Genomic DNA, 15727 nt, shown 5'->3' with positions numbered 1-15727 from the left:
GATGGCGGGAGTGTTTGTTCTCTGTTAAACGGCCAGCAATTGCAGGCATCGGCCGTTGAGAGTTCCCGTCATCGCCAGTGTGTCGGCAAGGGAGGTGAAGACATGAGTCAGGGTTGTTCAAACCGACTGCCCCAGTAGATTCGTAAAATTGGGTCGCGAGGCGACCCCGGAAAATGGGACTGCTGCGCAGTCCAGCGCGAGCAAGCTCGCTCACCACAACAAGCTCGCTCACCACAATAAGCGCGCTACCCACAGGGATCGCATTCCGCCGAAGAATAGCTCCTATGCTTTCAGGCTCTCTACTACCGCACCCTGCAAACAGCAATGCTGGTCTGGCGATCAAATCCGGGCGGTCAACCGCCCCAATGCCAGGAACCGAACATGACTCTTCAAGCAAAACTCGATGCCTTCAACGCGGACTTCGTCGCCGGCAAACCACCCTACAATGCGCCGCCCCAGGTGCACGTGGTGATGAAGCGCGCCACCGACGAACTGATCGCCACCGGCCACGCCGAACGCGCGCTGAAGGTCGGCGACAAAGCCCCGGCCTTCAAGCTCAACGACCCCGACGGCAATCCTGTTTCCTCGGTGGAGTTGTTGGCCAAGGGCCCGCTGGTGATTACCTTCTACCGTGGTGTGTGGTGCCCGTACTGCAACATGGAGCTGCAAGCGCTGGAGGAGGCCTTGCCGGTGTTCCGTGAGCTGGGTGCAAGCCTGGTGGCGATTTCCCCGCAGAACAACGTAAACAGCCGCAAGTCGGTGCGCGAGAACAAGCTGAGCTTCCCGATTCTGTCCGACACCCTGAGCGACGTGGCCGATGCCTTTGGCCTGCGTTTCAAATTGCCCGACTATCTGGTGGACTTGTACAAGTCTTTCGGCAACGACCTGCCGGCCTTCAACAACAACCCGGATTGGGTGTTGCCCATGCCGGCGCGTTTCGTGATCGGCCAGGACGGCGTGATCACTTACGCTGAAGTTAACCCGGACTACACCCGTCGCCCGGACCCTTCCGAGTTGCTGCCCGCGTTGCAGGGTTAACGGTTTTCCATCAAGTGTTCGACAAAGTCGACAAACGCGCGGGCCTTGGCGCTTGCCATGCGCCCGGTGGGGAAGATCGCCCACAGGTCCAGCTCCGGCAGCGCCCAGTCTCCAAGCACCGCCACCACCTCGCCACTCGCCAGCTCAGGGGTGAACATCCATTCTGACGAGATGGTGAGGCTGTAGCCCGACAACACCGCCGTGCGCACACCCTCGGCCGCGCTCACCCGTATACGGCCGGCGAGGGTGGCGGGTTGCTCGGTGCCGTCTTTCTTGAAGACCCATGAGGTGCCACCACCGCCCAGCGTATAGATCACGGCCTCGTGATCGGCCAGGTCGGCGGGGGATTGGGGCACGCCGCAGCGTTGGAAATACGCCGGCGTCGCCATCACCAACCGCCGGCACTGGGCGATTTTTCTCGCCGTCAGATTCGAATCGCTGAGGTTGCCCATGCGCAACGCCACGTCGATCCCTTCTTCAATCAGGTTCATCGAGCGGTCGTCCAGGCGCACGTCGACATCCAGCTGCGGGTGCTGCTCCAGGAACGCGCCAAGGTGGGGAAGAATGTGCAACCGGGCGAAGGTGGTCGCCGCTGAAATCCGCAAGGTGCCGGTCAACCCGGCCGCCGACCCACGTGCGGCGAGTTCGGCTTCATCTGCGCCTTCGATGACCTTTTTGGCGTGCTCGAAAAACAGCGTGCCGGCCTCGGTCGGCGTCAACCCGCGCGTCGAGCGGATCAGCAGGCGCACGCCCAGGTGGTCTTCAAGCTGTGCGATGGTTTTTGAAATGGCGGGTTGCCCGACGTCCAGGCGCCTGGCCGCCGCAGAAAACGAACCGGTCTCTACCACGTAGACATAGGTTTCCATCGCCGCCAGCCGATCCATCCTGTTGTTCCCCGCCATGCTTCGTTGCGGGCAGTCTGACGGGATTGCCTGGGCCGCGCCAGTGCCTCACGGCTTGCGATAGGCCTTGTAGTCGTTCTGCAAGACGATATGGTCCGCCACGTACTTCGCATCGTGCCAAACCCCGTAGATGAACGAAGACGCGCGGTTCACCAGGTTCGGTAAACCCAGGAAGTAAATCCCGCTCTCCGCCGAGATCCCGCGCTTATGGAAAGGCTCGCCTTTCTCGTCAAACGCATTCACCTTCAGCCAGCTGAAATCGAAACTGAAACCGGTGGCCCACAGGATCGTGGTCACGCCGGCCTCGGCCAGGTCCAGGCTGAGGATCGGGTTCACCAGGCATGGCGGGTCAGCCAGCAGTTCCCACGCTTCAGGCTCCGGCGCAAACTCCAGGCCGTTCTGCTCGATATAGGCGTCGGCATCGCGCAGCACATCAAAGTAGGCACGATCACCTTCGGCCACGTTGGCCGCCAGGCCCGGCTCAAACTCCATCACGCCTTCATTCCACGCCCGGGTTACGCCCACCAGCGTAATGCCCATGTGCGCCAGGCGGCGGAAGTCGACCGTCTTGCCGCCTTCGTAGCCACTGACGGCGAAGGCCACATGTTTTTTCTTCGGCTGGATTTTGACCTCGTCCCACAAGCCCAGCGCGCCCAGCCACCAGCAGTAATCGCGGCCACGGTAAGCGCGAGGAGGGCGGTAGTGTTCGCCCACCGAGAGGTACACCGTCTTGCCGGCCTTTTGCAGTTCTTCGGCAATCTGCGAGCCCGATGCTCCAGCGCCCACCACCAACACGGCACCTTCAGACAGTTGGCCGGGATTCTTGTAGGCAGAGGAATGAAGCTGCTGCACCCTGGCGTGTTCCGGCACCAGTTTCGGGATGGACGGCCGTTGGAAAGGCCCCGTCGCGGCAACCACGTTGGTGGCCTCGATCACACCGGCCGAGGTGGTCACCTTGAACCCGGGCCGCCCCACATGACGCTCCACTTGCTGCACTTCAACCCCGGTGCGCACCGGCGCCTTCAGCATCTGCACGTACTCTTCAAAGTACGCCGCCATGCGCTCTTTCGGCGGGAAGCTCTCCGGGGAAATACCCTCGAATTTCAGGCCGGGAAACCGGTCGTGCCAGGCCGGGCCGTTGGCGACCAGCGAGTCCCAGCGCTCGGACCGCCAGCGCTCGGCGATGCGGTTTCGCTCCAGCACAATGTGCGGCACGCCCATCAGTGAGAGGTGCTCACTCATGGCGACCCCCGCCTGGCCCGCGCCCACCACCAGGGTGTTGATTGTTTCAACTGACATGTGAGCTTCCTAAAGTGAGCAACCATCGACGGCTGCCAGTGTGATCAAGCGCCAGCCAGCCGCAAATGATGCTTTTCGAACGTAGAGGTTAGGCAAAACCAAAGCGCTTCAATCGGTCTCCAGAAGCTCGGCCACCGCTGTCAGGGCCAGGCGATAGCCGAGCGCGCCGAGGCCTGCGATCACGCCGGTGGCGGCTTTGGACACGTAAGAGTGATGACGGAAAGCCTCGCGCTTCCAGATGTTGCTCATGTGGGCTTCGATGATCGGGCCGTCAAACGCCAGCAGCGCATCCAGGATCGGCACCGAGCTGTAGGTCAGGCCGGCGGCGTTGATGATGATCGCGCGGGCGTTGAGGCGAGCCTCCTGAATCCAGTCCACCAGCACGCCCTCATGGTTGCTCTGGCGAAACGCCAGGGTCAGGCCCAGCTCCGTGGCGTGGCGCTGGCAGCGTGCTTCGATGGTGGCGAAGCTTTCGCTGCCGTAGGTGCCGTTTTTGTCCAGCCCGTACAGGTTAGCGTTGGGGCCGTTGAGGAAATACACAGTGCGGGACATGGGACACTCCAGGTCGTCAGGTTGGCTGGCCCGGGTTCCAGTCATCCGGCACCACGGCGATCACGTCGATTTCCATCAACCATTCCGGCTGGCCCAACCCTGAAATCACCAGGCCGGTGGAGATCGGGAACACGCCCTTGAGCCATTTGCCGACCTCCCGGTACACCGGCTCGCGGTAGCGTGGGTCGATCAGGTAGGTGGTGGTCTTCACGATGTGCGACAGGTCGGAGCCGGCTTCTTCCAGCAGTTGCTTGACGTTTTTCATCGCCTGTTCAGCTTGCGCCCGCGGGTCGCCGAGGCCGACCAGGTTGCCCTCGAAATCGGTGCCGATCTGACCGCGCACATAAATGGTGTTGCCGGCGCGCACGGCCTGGCACAGGTCGTTGTCCAGCGCTTGGTTGGGGTAGGTCTGCTGGGTGTTGAACATGCGAATACGGGTATGGGTGGGCATTGCTGGCAACTCGTTGGGTACGGAATAAATCCAGCTTCACATTGGCCCCGCTCCCGCGAAACCAGCATTTGCGCGAGGTAGTGCTTAGGCAAAACCGAAGCGCTGTACCCAGGCCTGAGCGTTAGGTCGAAACACCACCCGGCATGAACCATGCAACGGTATGGTTGAGGCAGTCGACGCCAGCTTGGCGTCAGCGTATTGATGATGTGGAGGCGTGATGCTCAGTCGTATTACCCAGCGCCAACTGGAATATTTCGTGGCTTCCGGTGAGGCAGGCAGCATCAGTGCCGCGTCTGAACGCATTCACGTGTCGTCGCCGTCGATCTCCGCGGCGATCACCCATATGGAGGCCGAGCTGGGCATCCAGCTGTTTGTTCGGCACCACGCCCAGGGCATTTCCCTCACGGCTGTGGGGCGCCAGGTGATGCAAGAGGCCAAGCTGATCCTGGAGCAGATGACCAACCTCTACACCATCGCTTCCGAGTCGCTGAACACGGTGCGCGGCCCGCTGCGGGTGGGGTGCCTGGAATGGCTGGCGCCGATGATCACCCCTGAGCTGGTGTTCGGTTTTGGCCGGGCGTTTCCGGGCGTGCGCCTCACCCAGGTCGAGGGCAACCACGAGGAAATGCTGGAAAAACTGCGCAGCGCCGAGATCGATATCGCCCTGACCTACGACCTGGTGACCAGTGAGGACATCGACTTCCAGCCGCTGGCGCAACTGCCGCCGTATGTGATGGTGGGTGAGTACCACCCGCTGGCCAGCCTGTCGGCGGTGAGCATGCTCGACCTTGAGGATTACCCCGTGGTGCTGCTGGACACGCCCTGGAGCCGGGAATATTTCCTCAGCTTCTTTATGCAGGCGGGCACCACCCCGAACATCATCATGCGCTCCAGCAACCTTGAAACCGTGCGTTCCATGGTCGCCAATGGCATCGGCTATTCCTTCGCGAACGCCCGGCCCAAAGCCAACCTTTCCCAGGACGGCAAGCGCTTGATTCGCCTGCGGTTGTCCGGCCCGCACCGGCCGATGCAACTGGGGTACGCCACGGCGAGCAATACCCAATTGTCCCGGGTGGTGTCGGCGTTTGCCGAGCGTTGCCGCATGTTCGTTTCAGACCAGTACATCCCGGGCATGGCAGCCCCCAGTTTTTTCGATGCCCATGCGGTGCGCAGCCTTAACACGGTGAGCTGAACGGCCTGCTTTCTTGCTTTTCTGTGGGAGCTGGCTTGCCTGCGATGCGGGCACCTCGGTCTTGCAGGTACACCGCGGCGATGCCATCGCAGGCAAGCCAGCTCCCACAAGGAATTGTGTTTGCAGCGCACCAAAAGGTGGCGCCGGCATGCAGCGCAGGCGCGGTCCCGCACCAATACGAGACAGGCTGTTTCAGCAGCCCCGTCGTCACCCAGGGAACGGTGACGCTGCGTAGGTTCTCCCTACCCAATAGGCCGGCTTTTACGAATTGACCCAAAGTGCCTCCTCCCACGACTCTCAATCCATCGGTGCAGATCAGGGTTCGACCTTCACGTTGAGCATTCGGTGGGCATTTTCATTTTTTGTCGAGCGCAGTGACGATGACTTTCAACTGGAATTACATGTTTGGTTTGCTGGCCGATGCCGAGTTCTGGCGGGCGACATGGACGGTCATCCAACTCAGTTCATTGACCTGGGTGTTGAGCATCGCGCTGGGCTTCCTGCTGGCTTTGGCCAAGCAATCCAGACATGCACTGATCAGCCTGCCGGCACGAGGCTATATCTGGTTGTTCCGCAGCCTGCCGCTGCTGGTGCTGCTGATTTTCATCTACAACCTGCCGCAAGCGATTCCTGCTACTTCGGCGATCCTGGCGGACCCGTTCTGGGCCGGCCTGCTGGCCCTGGTGATCTGCGAAACCGCCTATGTGGCGGAGATTCACCGGGGCGGCCTGCTGTCGATTCCCAAAGGGCAGGGCGAGGCTGCGCGGGCACTGGGGCTGAAGTTTTTCGGGATCCAGTGGCGGGTGGTGATTCCGCAGGCATTGCGGGTGGCGCTGCCGTCGCTGGCCAACGAATACATCTCCATCGTCAAGCTCACGTCATTGGTGTCGGTGATCTCGCTGACCGAAATTCTGATGGTCGGCCAGCGCCTGTATTCGCAGAACTTCCTGGTGATCGAGACGATGGCGGCGGTGGCGTTTTTCTACGTATTCATCGTCACGGTGTTCGACTTCCTGCTCAAGCGCCTGGAGCGTTTTCTCGACGTCAACCAGCGCAACGTTTCCCGGGTGCCCGATGCAGAAGTGCTGGCACTGGCGACCCAACAGCGTGTCGCCCTGCAGCGCCCGGTCAGTACCGAAGGCCCGGCACTCCAGGCTTCCCGGCTGCACAAAGCCTACAACGATGTGGAGGTGTTGGGCTCGGTCAACCTGCAGATTCAGCCCGGTGAAGTGGTGTCGGTGATCGGGCCTTCGGGCTCCGGCAAAACCACCCTGATTCGCCTGCTCAATGGCCTTGAGCAACTGGATAACGGCGAGATCAGAATCAACGGCCAGCCGTTCATTCACCTGGACAAGGTCGGCGCCCAAAAGCCGCAGTACGTGGAGCACGCCGAGCATCGCCTGAACATCGGCATGGTGTTCCAGAGCTTCAACCTGTTCCCGCATTTGAGCGTGCTCGACAACCTGCTGATGGCGCCGAAGTACCACCGCCTAGGGCGCGTCGAAGAGCTGAAGCAGCAGGCCTACGCGCTGCTGCACAAGGTCGGCATGCTCGACCACGCCTGGAAATATCCGCACCAGTTGTCCGGTGGCCAACAGCAGCGCGTGGCCATTGCCCGCGCCCTGATGATGCGCCCGCAAATCATGCTGTTTGACGAGCCCACCTCGGCCCTGGACCCGGAAAAAGTCAACGAAGTCCTGCAAGTCATCGAAGCCCTGGCCCAGGAGGGCATCACCATGGTGATCGTCACCCATGAGATGAATTTCGCGTTCAAGGTCTCCGACCGGATCGTGTTCATGGAGAAGGGCCGGGTGGTCTGCGATGACACGCCGCACGCGTTGCGCAGCGGCGAAAATCCACGTGTGGAGGCGTTCCTCAAGGACGTCTCGCTGGCGTGACCCCCTTAACGTTCGAGCGACAAGAGAGCAGCACCATGATCGAGCAAGCGCAAATTGAACAGTTCCACCGGGACGGCTTTCTGGTGGTGCAAGACGTGTTGTCGGCTGAAGAAGTCGCTGCATTGCAACACGACTTCGACCAGTGGGTAGAAGACAGCCGCAGCCACGACCGGGGCTGGGGGGAAACGGTGGATGGCCGTGCGCGGTTCGACCTCGAGGGCGACCATCGCCCGGACCATCCCTCGCTGCGGCGGGTGAGTTCGCCCACCGAGATTTCGCCGGCGTACCAGCGCGTGGCATTGCAATCGCGGATGGCAGCGATTTCCGCGCAATTGATCGGGGGCGGCGGCACGCGTTTTCATCACAGCAAGATCAACTCGAAACTGCCCCACACCGCCACCCAGGTTAAGTGGCACCAGGACTTCCTGTTCACGCCTCACAGCAACGACGACATCGTCACGGCCTTGCTGATGGTCAGCGAAGTCACGCCGCAAAATGGCCCGTTGAATGTGATCCCCGGCAGCCACAAAGGCCCGCTGTGGTCCCACTGGCACGACCAGCGTTTCACCGGTTCGGTGGACGACACCGTAGTCGACGACCTGTGCCAGAGCCCGGTGGCCTGTTACGGCCCGGCCGGTTCCGTGTGCTTCATGCACACCCGTCTTTTGCATGCTTCAAGCCCTAACGAGACCGAACTGCCGCGCACCCTGTTCATCAGCGTCTACGCCGCTGAAGACGCGCTGCCATTCGGCGAAAACCCGCTGCCCAGCGCGCACGCCGGCCTGATGGTGGCCGGTGAAGAAAGTGGCCTGGTGCGTTCCACGGAAAACCACCTGCGCTTGCCGCAGAAGCCCCGTGGCGCCTCTTTCTTTGTGCAACAGGCCGGCCAGGATTCAGTCACTGCCTAACCTCCTTCTCACCTTGCAGGGTATTACCATGACAGCGTTTCAGATGATTGCTCGCCCAATTGCCGTGTGCCTGCTGGGCGCTGCGGTTGCAATGACGTCGTTGGCAGCGTCGGCTTTCCAGAAAGACGGGAAAATTGTCGCCGGTTCCGACGTGACCTTCTTTCCCTATGAATATATGGACAACAACAAGCCCGCAGGCTTTGACATTGAGTTCATGGACGGCCTGGCCAAGACCATGGGCCGCACCGTCGAGACCCTCGACACGCGCTTCCCCAACCTGATTACGGGCTTGCAGGCAGGGCGGTTCGACGTGACCAACTCGTCCATGTACATCACCGCCGAGCGGGTGAAAGTCATCGACATGATTCCCTACCTCAAGAGCGGTGAATCGATCCTGACCCTCAAGGGCAGCGACTTCCAGCCCAAGACCCCGGAAGAATTCTGCGGCCACAAGATCGGCTCCATGGGCGCCACGTCCTGGCTGGCGCAGATGCACAAACTGTCGGATGAGTACTGTGTGAAGAAAGGCCTGAAGCCGATCGCGATCAGTGAGTACAGCACCGACCCGCAGACTACCCAGGCGCTGCTGGCCCATGCTGTTGAGGCACAGATTACCGACGCCGCCGTGGCCCGTGGCGCGGTGGAAAAACTCGGTGGCCGCGTGGTGATTTCTTCCGACACCTTGATCTACCCGGTGCTGAACGGCTTCGGCGTGAAGAAGGGCAATGACGAGGTCAAGAACGCGTTGATCGAAGGCCTCAAGAAGTTCAGCGCCACCCCTGAATACGCAGCCTTGCTCAAGAAATACAACTTCCAGGCACCTACCGATGCCGACATCGCCGAGCTGATGCCGAAGTCCTGATCACAAGCGTGCTCACTTAACGGTACGCACCGAACCTGTGGCGACCGAGCTTGTTGTGGCGAGGGAGCTTGCTCCCGCTGGGCCGCGAAGCGGCCCCCTCGTTTTATCCAAGCGAATGGGACTGCTGCGCAGTCCAGCGCGAGCAAGCTCGCTCGCCACAATAAACCCCTCGCCATCCAATTGCCCTGCGGAGAAAGCTACATGGCGTTATCACACGAAGAGCAAATCCGCATCGACCTGGCGGCAACCTTTCGCATCGTTGCGCACCTGGGCATGCATGAAGCGGTAGCCAACCATTTCAGCGCGGCGGTATCCGCCGACGGCAAGCAGTTTTTGCTCAACCCGAAGTGGAAGCATTTCTCGCGTATCCGCGCCAGTGACTTGTTGCTGCTGAACGCCGACGACGCCTCGGGCGCCGACCATCCCGACGTGGACGCCACCGCCTGGTCGATCCACGGGCAGATTCACCGGTTGTTGCCACACACCCGCGCCGTGCTTCACTTGCACCCGGTGTACACCACGGCGGTTGCCTGCCTGGCCGAGCCGCATATCCCTGCGATTGACCAGAACACCGCACGCTATTTCAATCGCGTGGCGGTGGACGAGCTGTACGGCGGCATGGCCGACACCGAGGCCGAAGGCGAGCGCCTCGCCGGGTTGTTGGGCGGCAAGAGTCGCTTGTTGATGGGCAACCATGGGGTGATGGTCACGGCCACATCCATCGGTGAGGCGTTCGACGATATCTGGACCCTGGAGCGCGCTTGCCAGATCCTCGTCACGGCATGGTCCACTGGCCAACCACTGCGGGTACTGTCTGACGAAGTGGCCGAAAAAACCGCGCGCGGCTGGGAAGGCATCACGGATTTCTCGCAACGGCATTTTGAAGAAATGAAGCGGCTGATGATCGACGCCGACCCGTCGCTGCTCGACTGATTTGATCCTTTAGAGACAGGAATTGCCATGACCTTTTCGGTTGTCGCCCGCTGTGCCGAAACCGGCCAGCTGGGTATCGCTATCAGCTCGTCGAGTATTGCCGTGGGTGCCCGTTGCCCGTGGCTACGCCCGGGTGTGGGCGCGGTGGCGTCGCAGAACATCACGTTGCCGGCACTCGGCCCGCACACCCTGGACCTGTTGGCCGAGGGCATGGCACCGAGTGACGCGCTGGCGGCCGTGCTCACCCCGCAAAGCCACAGCGAATATCGCCAGGTGACGGCCATTGATAGCACGGGCAGAACCGCGCACTTCAGCGGCGCGCAGACCCTGGGCATTCACCACGCGGTCAGCGGTGAACAATGCGTGGCGGCCGGGAACATGCTGGCCAATACCGGGGTGATCGAAGCCATGGTGCGCGCCTTCGAAGACACTCCAGGGCACCTCGCCGACCGACTGCTCGCCGCGATGCAGGCGGGTGTGACGGGAGGAGGGGAGGCGGGGCCGGTGCACTCTGCCGCGATGGTGGTGGTCGGTGATCACCTGTGGCCCATCGTCAACCTACGGGTGGACTGGGCCGACGCAGACCCCATCGGCGAACTCGAGCAACTCTGGCAGGCTTATCGCGGGCAAATGCAGGACTACATCGACCGCGCCATCAACCCGCAGTTTGCCCCGGGTTACGCGGTGCCGGGAGATGACCGATGAACCAGAGCCGCGACCTGCTGGCGCAACTGGTCAGCTTCGACACCACCAGCCGTGAATCGAACCTGGCGCTGATCGACTTCGTACGCAATTACCTGCAGCACCATGGCGTGAGCTGCGAGCTGTTGTTCAACGAGCACAAGAGCAAGGCCAACCTGCTGGCGACCATCGGCCCGGCGGACGTACCGGGCATCGTGCTGTCCGGCCACACCGACGTGGTACCCGTGGATGGCCAGCGCTGGGGCGTTGCGCCGTTCGAGCTGACCGAAAAGGACGGCAAGTTGTACGGTCGTGGCACTGCCGACATGAAAGGCTATATCGCCTGTGTACTGGCCAGCGTCCCGGCGTTGGTACAGGCACCGCTGCGCATGCCGGTGCATATCGCGCTGTCTTACGATGAAGAGGTGGGCTGCCTGGGTGTGCGCTCGCTGATCGAAGCGTTCCACGCCAAGCCGGTCAAGCCGTTGCTGTGCGTGATCGGCGAACCCACTGAACTCAAGCCGGTGCTGGGCCACAAGGGCAAGCTGGCGATGCGTTGCGAAGTGCATGGCGCGGCGTGCCATTCGGCGTATGCCCCGTCGGGGGTGAACGCCATCGAATATGCCGCGCGGTTGATCATCGAGCTGGGCCGGCTGGGTGAAGAACTCAAGGCGCCGCATCACCATAACGTGAGTTTTGATCCACCTTTCTCCACCGTGCAAACCGGCATGATCGCCGGCGGCAAGGCACTCAATATTGTCCCGCAAAACTGCAGCTTCGACTTTGAAGTGCGCTCGCTGCCGGCGCAGGATCCCTGGCACGTCGCGGACCAATTGCGCGGCTACGCCGAGCACAGGTTATTGCCGGCGATGCAGGCAGTCAGTGAGCAGTGCGCGATCCACTTCAGCGAGCTGTCGAGCTACCCGGGGTTGTCGACGTCGGTGGAGAGTCAGGCGGCTGAATGGGTTGCCGGCTTCTGCGGCTCGAAGGCCTTCGGCACCGTGGCGTTCGGCAGCGAAGGCGGGCTGTTTGACCAGGCGGGCATTCCCACCGTGGTGTGCGGGCCCGGCAGCATGGACCAGGGGCACAAGCCCGATGAATTCATCAGCGTCGCGCAACTTGAGGCCTGTGACCGGATGCTGGAGCGGGTGTTGGCGTTTGTCAGCCAGTAATCTGACTCCCCCACCTATTCAGCAACACTAACCCTCTGTGGCGAGGGAGCTTGCTCCCTCGCCACAGAGGGTTACCGTTCTGCCACCGGTGCTGAGTGCTTTTGCCCCATTTTCGCGCACGCCCCGCAGATTGTTCAACGACGCCCCGCCTAATCTGCGGCCTTCCTGCGGCGGTCCGTTTCTTGCTTGAGCCAGCTTAATCAATGACATGGCATTTTGCCGTCAGTCATTTCAAAGCTTGATTCGCTGCTGAGGCGAGTGGTTCTAGGAGTAGTCGGACATGCAAAGTGTTTTGTCGCCAGGTATCCGCCTGCTCGGACGTTTCGGATTCGCGCGCAAGTTCCAGATCCTGTTTTTCCTGTTCATGCTGCCCCTGGCCGGCAGCTTGTGGATGATCGCCCAGGAGTACCGCACCCAACTGACGGTGATTTCCAATGAGCAATCCGGCGTGCGCGAACTGCTGGCCCTGGATACCCTGGACGCCCAGCTGACCGCCCAGCGCAACCTGGCGGCGCGCTGGAAAGCCGCCGACATCCTCCACGACCAGACACCCGCCGCCAAAGCCGCAATGACCGCGGTCGACACCAACTTCCCGCTGATCCAGCAGAGCGTGCAGGCCCTGGGCGAGGCCCTGAAAGCCCAGAGCGCCAGCGCCGACACCCTCGCGCGCTTCGACGCGTTGCAGGCCTCGGTCACGGGCATGGACTCCCAGGCCCTGCGTACCGTCGGCTGGTGGCCGGATGGCTACGACCGCTTCACGTCGGCGCTGAGCGCCATGCAAGCCTTGCGCGAGCAGATCACCATGGACGCGGGCCTGATCCTCGATCCGTGGCTTGAAACCTACTTGCTGATGCAGATTTCCACCCAGCAGACGCCCGACCTGATCGAGCGCATCGGGCGCATGGCCAGCGTCGGCCAGTCGTCCATCGCCTCGGGGCAGTTCACCCTGCAAAGCCGTTTGCAGATGCGCGACCTGCGCGGGCGCATCGGTGATGCCCGGGACCAGTTGGTCAAGGCCGCCGCTTCCCTCAAGGCCAAGCAATACCCGGGGCTGCAACCCTGGATCGCGCAATACGACGACAGCTTGCAACAGCTGGACAACGAGCTCAAATCCCTGGACGAAGGCGTGTTTGGCGGCACCATCAAGCTCGACACCACCGCCTTCGAACGCAGTGTGGATGGCATGCTCGGCACCCTGGGCGCGCTGCGCAAGCAGTCGTTGACCTCGCTGGATGCGCGCCTGGGTTACTACCGCGACCGCTCCCTCAAACAGTTCATCCCGGTGGCGGTGACGTTCAGCGTGCTGGCGTTGGCGGCGTTGTACCTGTTCGTGTGCTTGCAGGCCTCGATCCGCCGCAGCGCCAGTGGCATCACCACCCTGGCCGAGTCCCTGCGCGACGGCAATCTGTGCGTCGAGGTAGCGGTGGAAGGCCGCGACGAACTGGCCGCGATCAGTACCGCGCTCAACGTGGCGGTGGTGCAGTTGCGCACCAGCTTGCTGGGGGTGAACCACGAGACGCAGCAGCTCGGCTCGGCGGTGCTGACCCTCAACTCGCAATCGGGCAGCACGCTGACCGAAGTGGAAGACCAGCAACAGCAAATCAGCCAGATCGCAGCGGCCGCCACGCAGTTGGCGGCCACCTCCATGGGCGTCGCCAAAAGCTGCGAGCAGGCGTCCGGCAGCGCGCAGAGAACCCGGCAGATCGCCGAGGACAGCAGCCGCGACAGCCAGCGCACCACCGCAAGCATTCAACAGCTCAACCAGCGGTTGACCGACACCTCCGATGCACTGGAGCGCGTCAGCCAGCAGGGGCAGCAGATTCAGTCGGTGGTCGACACCATTCGCGGCATCGCCGAGCAGACCAACCTGCTGGCGCTGAACGCTGCCATTGAAGCGGCGCGGGCCGGCGAACAGGGTCGGGGTTTTGCAGTGGTGGCGGATGAAGTGCGCAGCCTGTCACAGCGCACCCAGGCGTCCACGGCGCAGATCGCCGGGACAGTAGACAGCTTGCGCTCGACGGTGAGCCAGGCGGTCACGCTGATGGGCGCGGCCTGTGAGCAGGCGGTGACCGATGCCGAGTCGGTCACCGGCCTTGGCCATCGGCTGGGCGAGATTGCCAGCGCCGTGCAGAGCGTCACCGATACCCTGGCGCAGATCGCCACGGCGGTGGAGGAGCAGGCAGCGACGGCGGACGAAGTCAGCGGCAATATCCAGCAGGTAGACCAGGCCGCAGGGCGCTTGCTCGACGGCGCGCGAGCGGTGAATCAGGCGGCGGACATGTTGAGCAAGGGCAGCCGGGCATTGAGCGACAACACGGCGCGGTTCCAGCTGCGTTGAGGGTGTGTTGCCAGGGTAACTGTGGTATTCAGCACGCTCCCATTCGTCGAGCCAGGGACTTTATCGATGATTTCCGACCCGTTCCGTATTCCAACCGATGCTGAAATCGAGAAGGCCGCGAGCAACCTGAACTTCCCGTTTCCGGCCGCCTACATCGAGTTTCTCAAGGGCGGCAGCAATGTTGCCAATGCGACGTTTGAACCGGCGGTGATCCTGCCGGGCACGAGCCATCTCGACTTGTTCGAAATCGCCCAGACCGCCTGGAACCAAATGGGCGTTCCAAAGGACTGGCTGCCGTTCATTGAAGACAATGGCGACTACTTCTGCGTGTCACACCTGGGGCAGGTTCGGTACTGGTCGCACAATGGCCCGACGAATGAGCGCTGGCCGAATTTTTCGGCGTGGTTTCAACAGGTGTGCGTGGCGTGTGAATAAGCGGGCCGCTTTCGAGGCGCGGCCGGAATGCCTTATCATGAGTTTCCATTCATAAAGGGCGGGTGACTGCCCCCGAGAAGCGCTGCCATGAGAGACCTGCCACCCACCTCGACATTGCGCGCCTTTGAGGTTGCGACACGGCACGCCACCTTCACCTCGGCCTCGGAAGAGCTGCATGTCACCCAAAGTGCCGTCAGCCATCAACTCAAGCACCTCGAAGAACTCTGGGGGTTGCAGCTGTTTCAGCGGGGCAAGTCACTCAGCCTGACACCTGCCGGGGCGGCCCTTGCGCCGATCGTGCGTGAGTTTTTCATGAACCTCGAGGCCACACTGGCGGACCTGCGCGAGCAAAAGGGCCGGGTGCGGCTCAAGGTCAGCACCACTTATTCCTTCGCGCTGAAATGGCTGCTGCCACGGTTGCCGAGCCTGGCCCAGCGGCATCCGGAAATCCTGGTCACGCTGGACTCCAGTGACAAAGCCATCAACTTCTCAAGTACAGAGGCAGACGTTGCGATCCGCTTCGGCAACGGCAACTACCCGGCGCTGTACTCGGAGTTCCTGTTCCGGGAGCAGATTTTTCCGGTGGCGAGCCCTGACCTGTTGAGCCGTTTTGGCAGGCCGCGCACGCCTGCCGAATTGCTGCGCTATCCCTTGCTGACGCGAGACGGCGCCGACCTGGTGCCCAAATGGGAAGTCTGGTTCCAGCACGTCGGGCTGGGCATTTCGCCGCTCAAGGAGAGCGTCCGGTTTGCTGATACCAACATGACGATCGAGGCGGCATTGCTCGGCCAGGGCATTGCGTTGGCGCGCAGCGGGCATGTGGAATCCGAGCTGAGCGATGGGCGCCTGGTCAAGCTGTTCGATGTGCCGTTCCCGTCCCCGGTTGCCTATTATTTTGTGTGCCCCAAAGGCCTTGAATCCCGGCCGCACATCGTCAGTTTCCGTGAATGGCTGATGCAGGAGGCCACGAGCGCCGGGCTGGCTTACGAATGAAGCATGAGGATTTGCTCATTCTTCAATGAAGAAACTTCGTTTCAGTTAACGCGCCCGGTTGCTTAGGATGGGC

The 15727-nt window shown here is 62.0% G+C and carries 15 protein-coding genes; 11 read left to right on the top strand and 4 right to left on the bottom strand.

Annotated elements, in window-relative coordinates; all coding sequences use genetic code 11:
• The first annotated feature begins 381 nt into the window (after nucleotides 1-381).
• On the top strand, nucleotides 382-1038 hold the full coding sequence (locus MUM_RS0117540) for a peroxiredoxin-like family protein (RefSeq protein ID WP_010172090.1): 657 nt from the start codon (nucleotides 382-384) through the stop codon (nucleotides 1036-1038).
• Here the strand turns inward: MUM_RS0117540 and MUM_RS0117535 are convergent.
• The 4 genes from MUM_RS0117535 to MUM_RS0117520 all read right to left on the bottom strand — a co-directional run bounded on the left by MUM_RS0117535 (nucleotide 1035) and on the right by MUM_RS0117520 (nucleotide 4242).
• Nucleotides 1035-1922, bottom strand: coding sequence for a LysR family transcriptional regulator (locus MUM_RS0117535; protein ID WP_010172088.1), 888 nt, complete (start codon nucleotides 1920-1922; stop codon nucleotides 1035-1037). The two genes, MUM_RS0117540 and MUM_RS0117535, sit on opposite strands and share 4 nt — an antisense overlap.
• A 66-nt stretch (nucleotides 1923-1988) precedes the next feature.
• Nucleotides 1989-3239 (bottom strand): flavin-containing monooxygenase, encoded by a 1251-nt coding sequence (locus tag MUM_RS0117530; RefSeq protein ID WP_010172086.1) that lies wholly within the window; start codon nucleotides 3237-3239, stop codon nucleotides 1989-1991.
• Nucleotides 3240-3347: 108 nt separating this feature from the next.
• Nucleotides 3348-3791 carry a type II 3-dehydroquinate dehydratase gene (locus tag MUM_RS0117525; protein WP_010172084.1) on the bottom strand — a complete coding sequence of 148 codons (444 nt, stop codon included), beginning with the start codon at nucleotides 3789-3791 and terminating at the stop codon, nucleotides 3348-3350.
• 16 nt (nucleotides 3792-3807) lie between these two features.
• Nucleotides 3808-4242, bottom strand: a complete 435-nt coding sequence (locus MUM_RS0117520; RefSeq protein ID WP_010172082.1) for a RidA family protein — start codon at nucleotides 4240-4242, stop codon at nucleotides 3808-3810.
• A 217-nt stretch (nucleotides 4243-4459) separates the two neighbouring features.
• On the opposite strand from MUM_RS0117520, the gene MUM_RS0117515 reads away from it, so the two are divergent.
• From MUM_RS0117515 to gcvA, 10 genes are all read left to right on the top strand, one after another.
• Nucleotides 4460-5434 carry a LysR family transcriptional regulator gene (locus tag MUM_RS0117515; protein ID WP_010172080.1) on the top strand — a complete coding sequence of 325 codons (975 nt, stop codon included), beginning with the start codon at nucleotides 4460-4462 and terminating at the stop codon, nucleotides 5432-5434.
• A 380-nt stretch (nucleotides 5435-5814) separates the two neighbouring features.
• Entirely contained in the window at nucleotides 5815-7332 is a 1518-nt protein-coding gene (locus tag MUM_RS0117510) for an amino acid ABC transporter permease/ATP-binding protein (protein WP_010172078.1), read from the top strand.
• A gap of 35 nt (nucleotides 7333-7367) precedes the next feature.
• The gene (locus MUM_RS0117505; RefSeq protein ID WP_010172076.1) at nucleotides 7368-8240 is read left to right on the top strand and encodes a phytanoyl-CoA dioxygenase family protein; all 873 of its coding nucleotides are present in this window, start codon (nucleotides 7368-7370) and stop codon (nucleotides 8238-8240) included.
• A 28-nt stretch (nucleotides 8241-8268) separates the two neighbouring features.
• Nucleotides 8269-9102, top strand: coding sequence for an ABC transporter substrate-binding protein (locus MUM_RS0117500; protein ID WP_010172074.1), 834 nt, complete (start codon nucleotides 8269-8271; stop codon nucleotides 9100-9102).
• A gap of 201 nt (nucleotides 9103-9303) precedes the next feature.
• Entirely contained in the window at nucleotides 9304-10035 is a 732-nt protein-coding gene (locus tag MUM_RS0117495; RefSeq protein ID WP_010172072.1) for a class II aldolase and adducin N-terminal domain-containing protein, read from the top strand.
• Nucleotides 10036-10062: 27 nt separating this feature from the next.
• Nucleotides 10063-10740 (top strand): DUF1028 domain-containing protein, encoded by a 678-nt coding sequence (locus tag MUM_RS0117490; RefSeq protein WP_010172070.1) that lies wholly within the window; start codon nucleotides 10063-10065, stop codon nucleotides 10738-10740.
• Nucleotides 10737-11888 (top strand): acetylornithine deacetylase, encoded by a 1152-nt coding sequence (argE, locus tag MUM_RS0117485; protein WP_010172068.1) that lies wholly within the window; start codon nucleotides 10737-10739, stop codon nucleotides 11886-11888. Before MUM_RS0117490 ends, argE begins: the two co-directional genes overlap by 4 nt.
• Nucleotides 11889-12168: 280 nt before the next feature.
• A complete protein-coding gene (locus tag MUM_RS0117480) occupies nucleotides 12169-14226 on the top strand; it encodes a methyl-accepting chemotaxis protein (protein WP_010172066.1) in 2058 nt (685 codons plus the stop codon).
• A 66-nt stretch (nucleotides 14227-14292) separates the two neighbouring features.
• Nucleotides 14293-14661, top strand: a complete 369-nt coding sequence (locus MUM_RS0117475) for an SMI1/KNR4 family protein (RefSeq protein ID WP_010172065.1) — start codon at nucleotides 14293-14295, stop codon at nucleotides 14659-14661.
• An 87-nt stretch (nucleotides 14662-14748) separates the two neighbouring features.
• The gene (gene gcvA, locus MUM_RS0117470) at nucleotides 14749-15654 is read left to right on the top strand and encodes a transcriptional regulator GcvA (protein WP_010172063.1); all 906 of its coding nucleotides are present in this window, start codon (nucleotides 14749-14751) and stop codon (nucleotides 15652-15654) included.
• Nucleotides 15655-15727 lie beyond the last annotated feature (73 nt).

Source organism: Pseudomonas sp. PAMC 25886 (assembly GCF_000242655.1).
In the GTDB taxonomy this organism is placed as follows: domain Bacteria; phylum Pseudomonadota; class Gammaproteobacteria; order Pseudomonadales; family Pseudomonadaceae; genus Aquipseudomonas.
This window is presented reverse-complemented; position numbering and strand designations above follow the sequence as displayed.

What these genes read in the sequence shown, in the direction of transcription:
- MUM_RS0117525 (WP_010172084.1), bottom strand. Translation starts at nt 3,791, where the DNA reads ATGTCCCGCACTGTGTATTTCCTCAACGGCCCCAACGCTAACCTGTAC.
- MUM_RS0117520 (WP_010172082.1), bottom strand. Translation starts at nt 4,242, where the DNA reads ATGCCCACCCATACCCGTATTCGCATGTTCAACACCCAGCAGACCTAC.
- MUM_RS0117535 (WP_010172088.1), bottom strand. Translation starts at nt 1,922, where the DNA reads ATGGATCGGCTGGCGGCGATGGAAACCTATGTCTACGTGGTAGAGACC.
- MUM_RS0117495 (WP_010172072.1), top strand. Translation starts at nt 9,304, where the DNA reads ATGGCGTTATCACACGAAGAGCAAATCCGCATCGACCTGGCGGCAACC.
- MUM_RS0117480 (WP_010172066.1), top strand. Translation starts at nt 12,169, where the DNA reads ATGCAAAGTGTTTTGTCGCCAGGTATCCGCCTGCTCGGACGTTTCGGA.
- MUM_RS0117510 (WP_010172078.1), top strand. Translation starts at nt 5,815, where the DNA reads ATGACTTTCAACTGGAATTACATGTTTGGTTTGCTGGCCGATGCCGAG.
- MUM_RS0117500 (WP_010172074.1), top strand. Translation starts at nt 8,269, where the DNA reads ATGACAGCGTTTCAGATGATTGCTCGCCCAATTGCCGTGTGCCTGCTG.
- MUM_RS0117515 (WP_010172080.1), top strand. Translation starts at nt 4,460, where the DNA reads ATGCTCAGTCGTATTACCCAGCGCCAACTGGAATATTTCGTGGCTTCC.
- gcvA (WP_010172063.1), top strand. Translation starts at nt 14,749, where the DNA reads ATGAGAGACCTGCCACCCACCTCGACATTGCGCGCCTTTGAGGTTGCG.
- argE (WP_010172068.1), top strand. Translation starts at nt 10,737, where the DNA reads ATGAACCAGAGCCGCGACCTGCTGGCGCAACTGGTCAGCTTCGACACC.
- MUM_RS0117475 (WP_010172065.1), top strand. Translation starts at nt 14,293, where the DNA reads ATGATTTCCGACCCGTTCCGTATTCCAACCGATGCTGAAATCGAGAAG.
- MUM_RS0117540 (WP_010172090.1), top strand. Translation starts at nt 382, where the DNA reads ATGACTCTTCAAGCAAAACTCGATGCCTTCAACGCGGACTTCGTCGCC.
- MUM_RS0117505 (WP_010172076.1), top strand. Translation starts at nt 7,368, where the DNA reads ATGATCGAGCAAGCGCAAATTGAACAGTTCCACCGGGACGGCTTTCTG.
- MUM_RS0117490 (WP_010172070.1), top strand. Translation starts at nt 10,063, where the DNA reads ATGACCTTTTCGGTTGTCGCCCGCTGTGCCGAAACCGGCCAGCTGGGT.
- MUM_RS0117530 (WP_010172086.1), bottom strand. Translation starts at nt 3,239, where the DNA reads ATGTCAGTTGAAACAATCAACACCCTGGTGGTGGGCGCGGGCCAGGCG.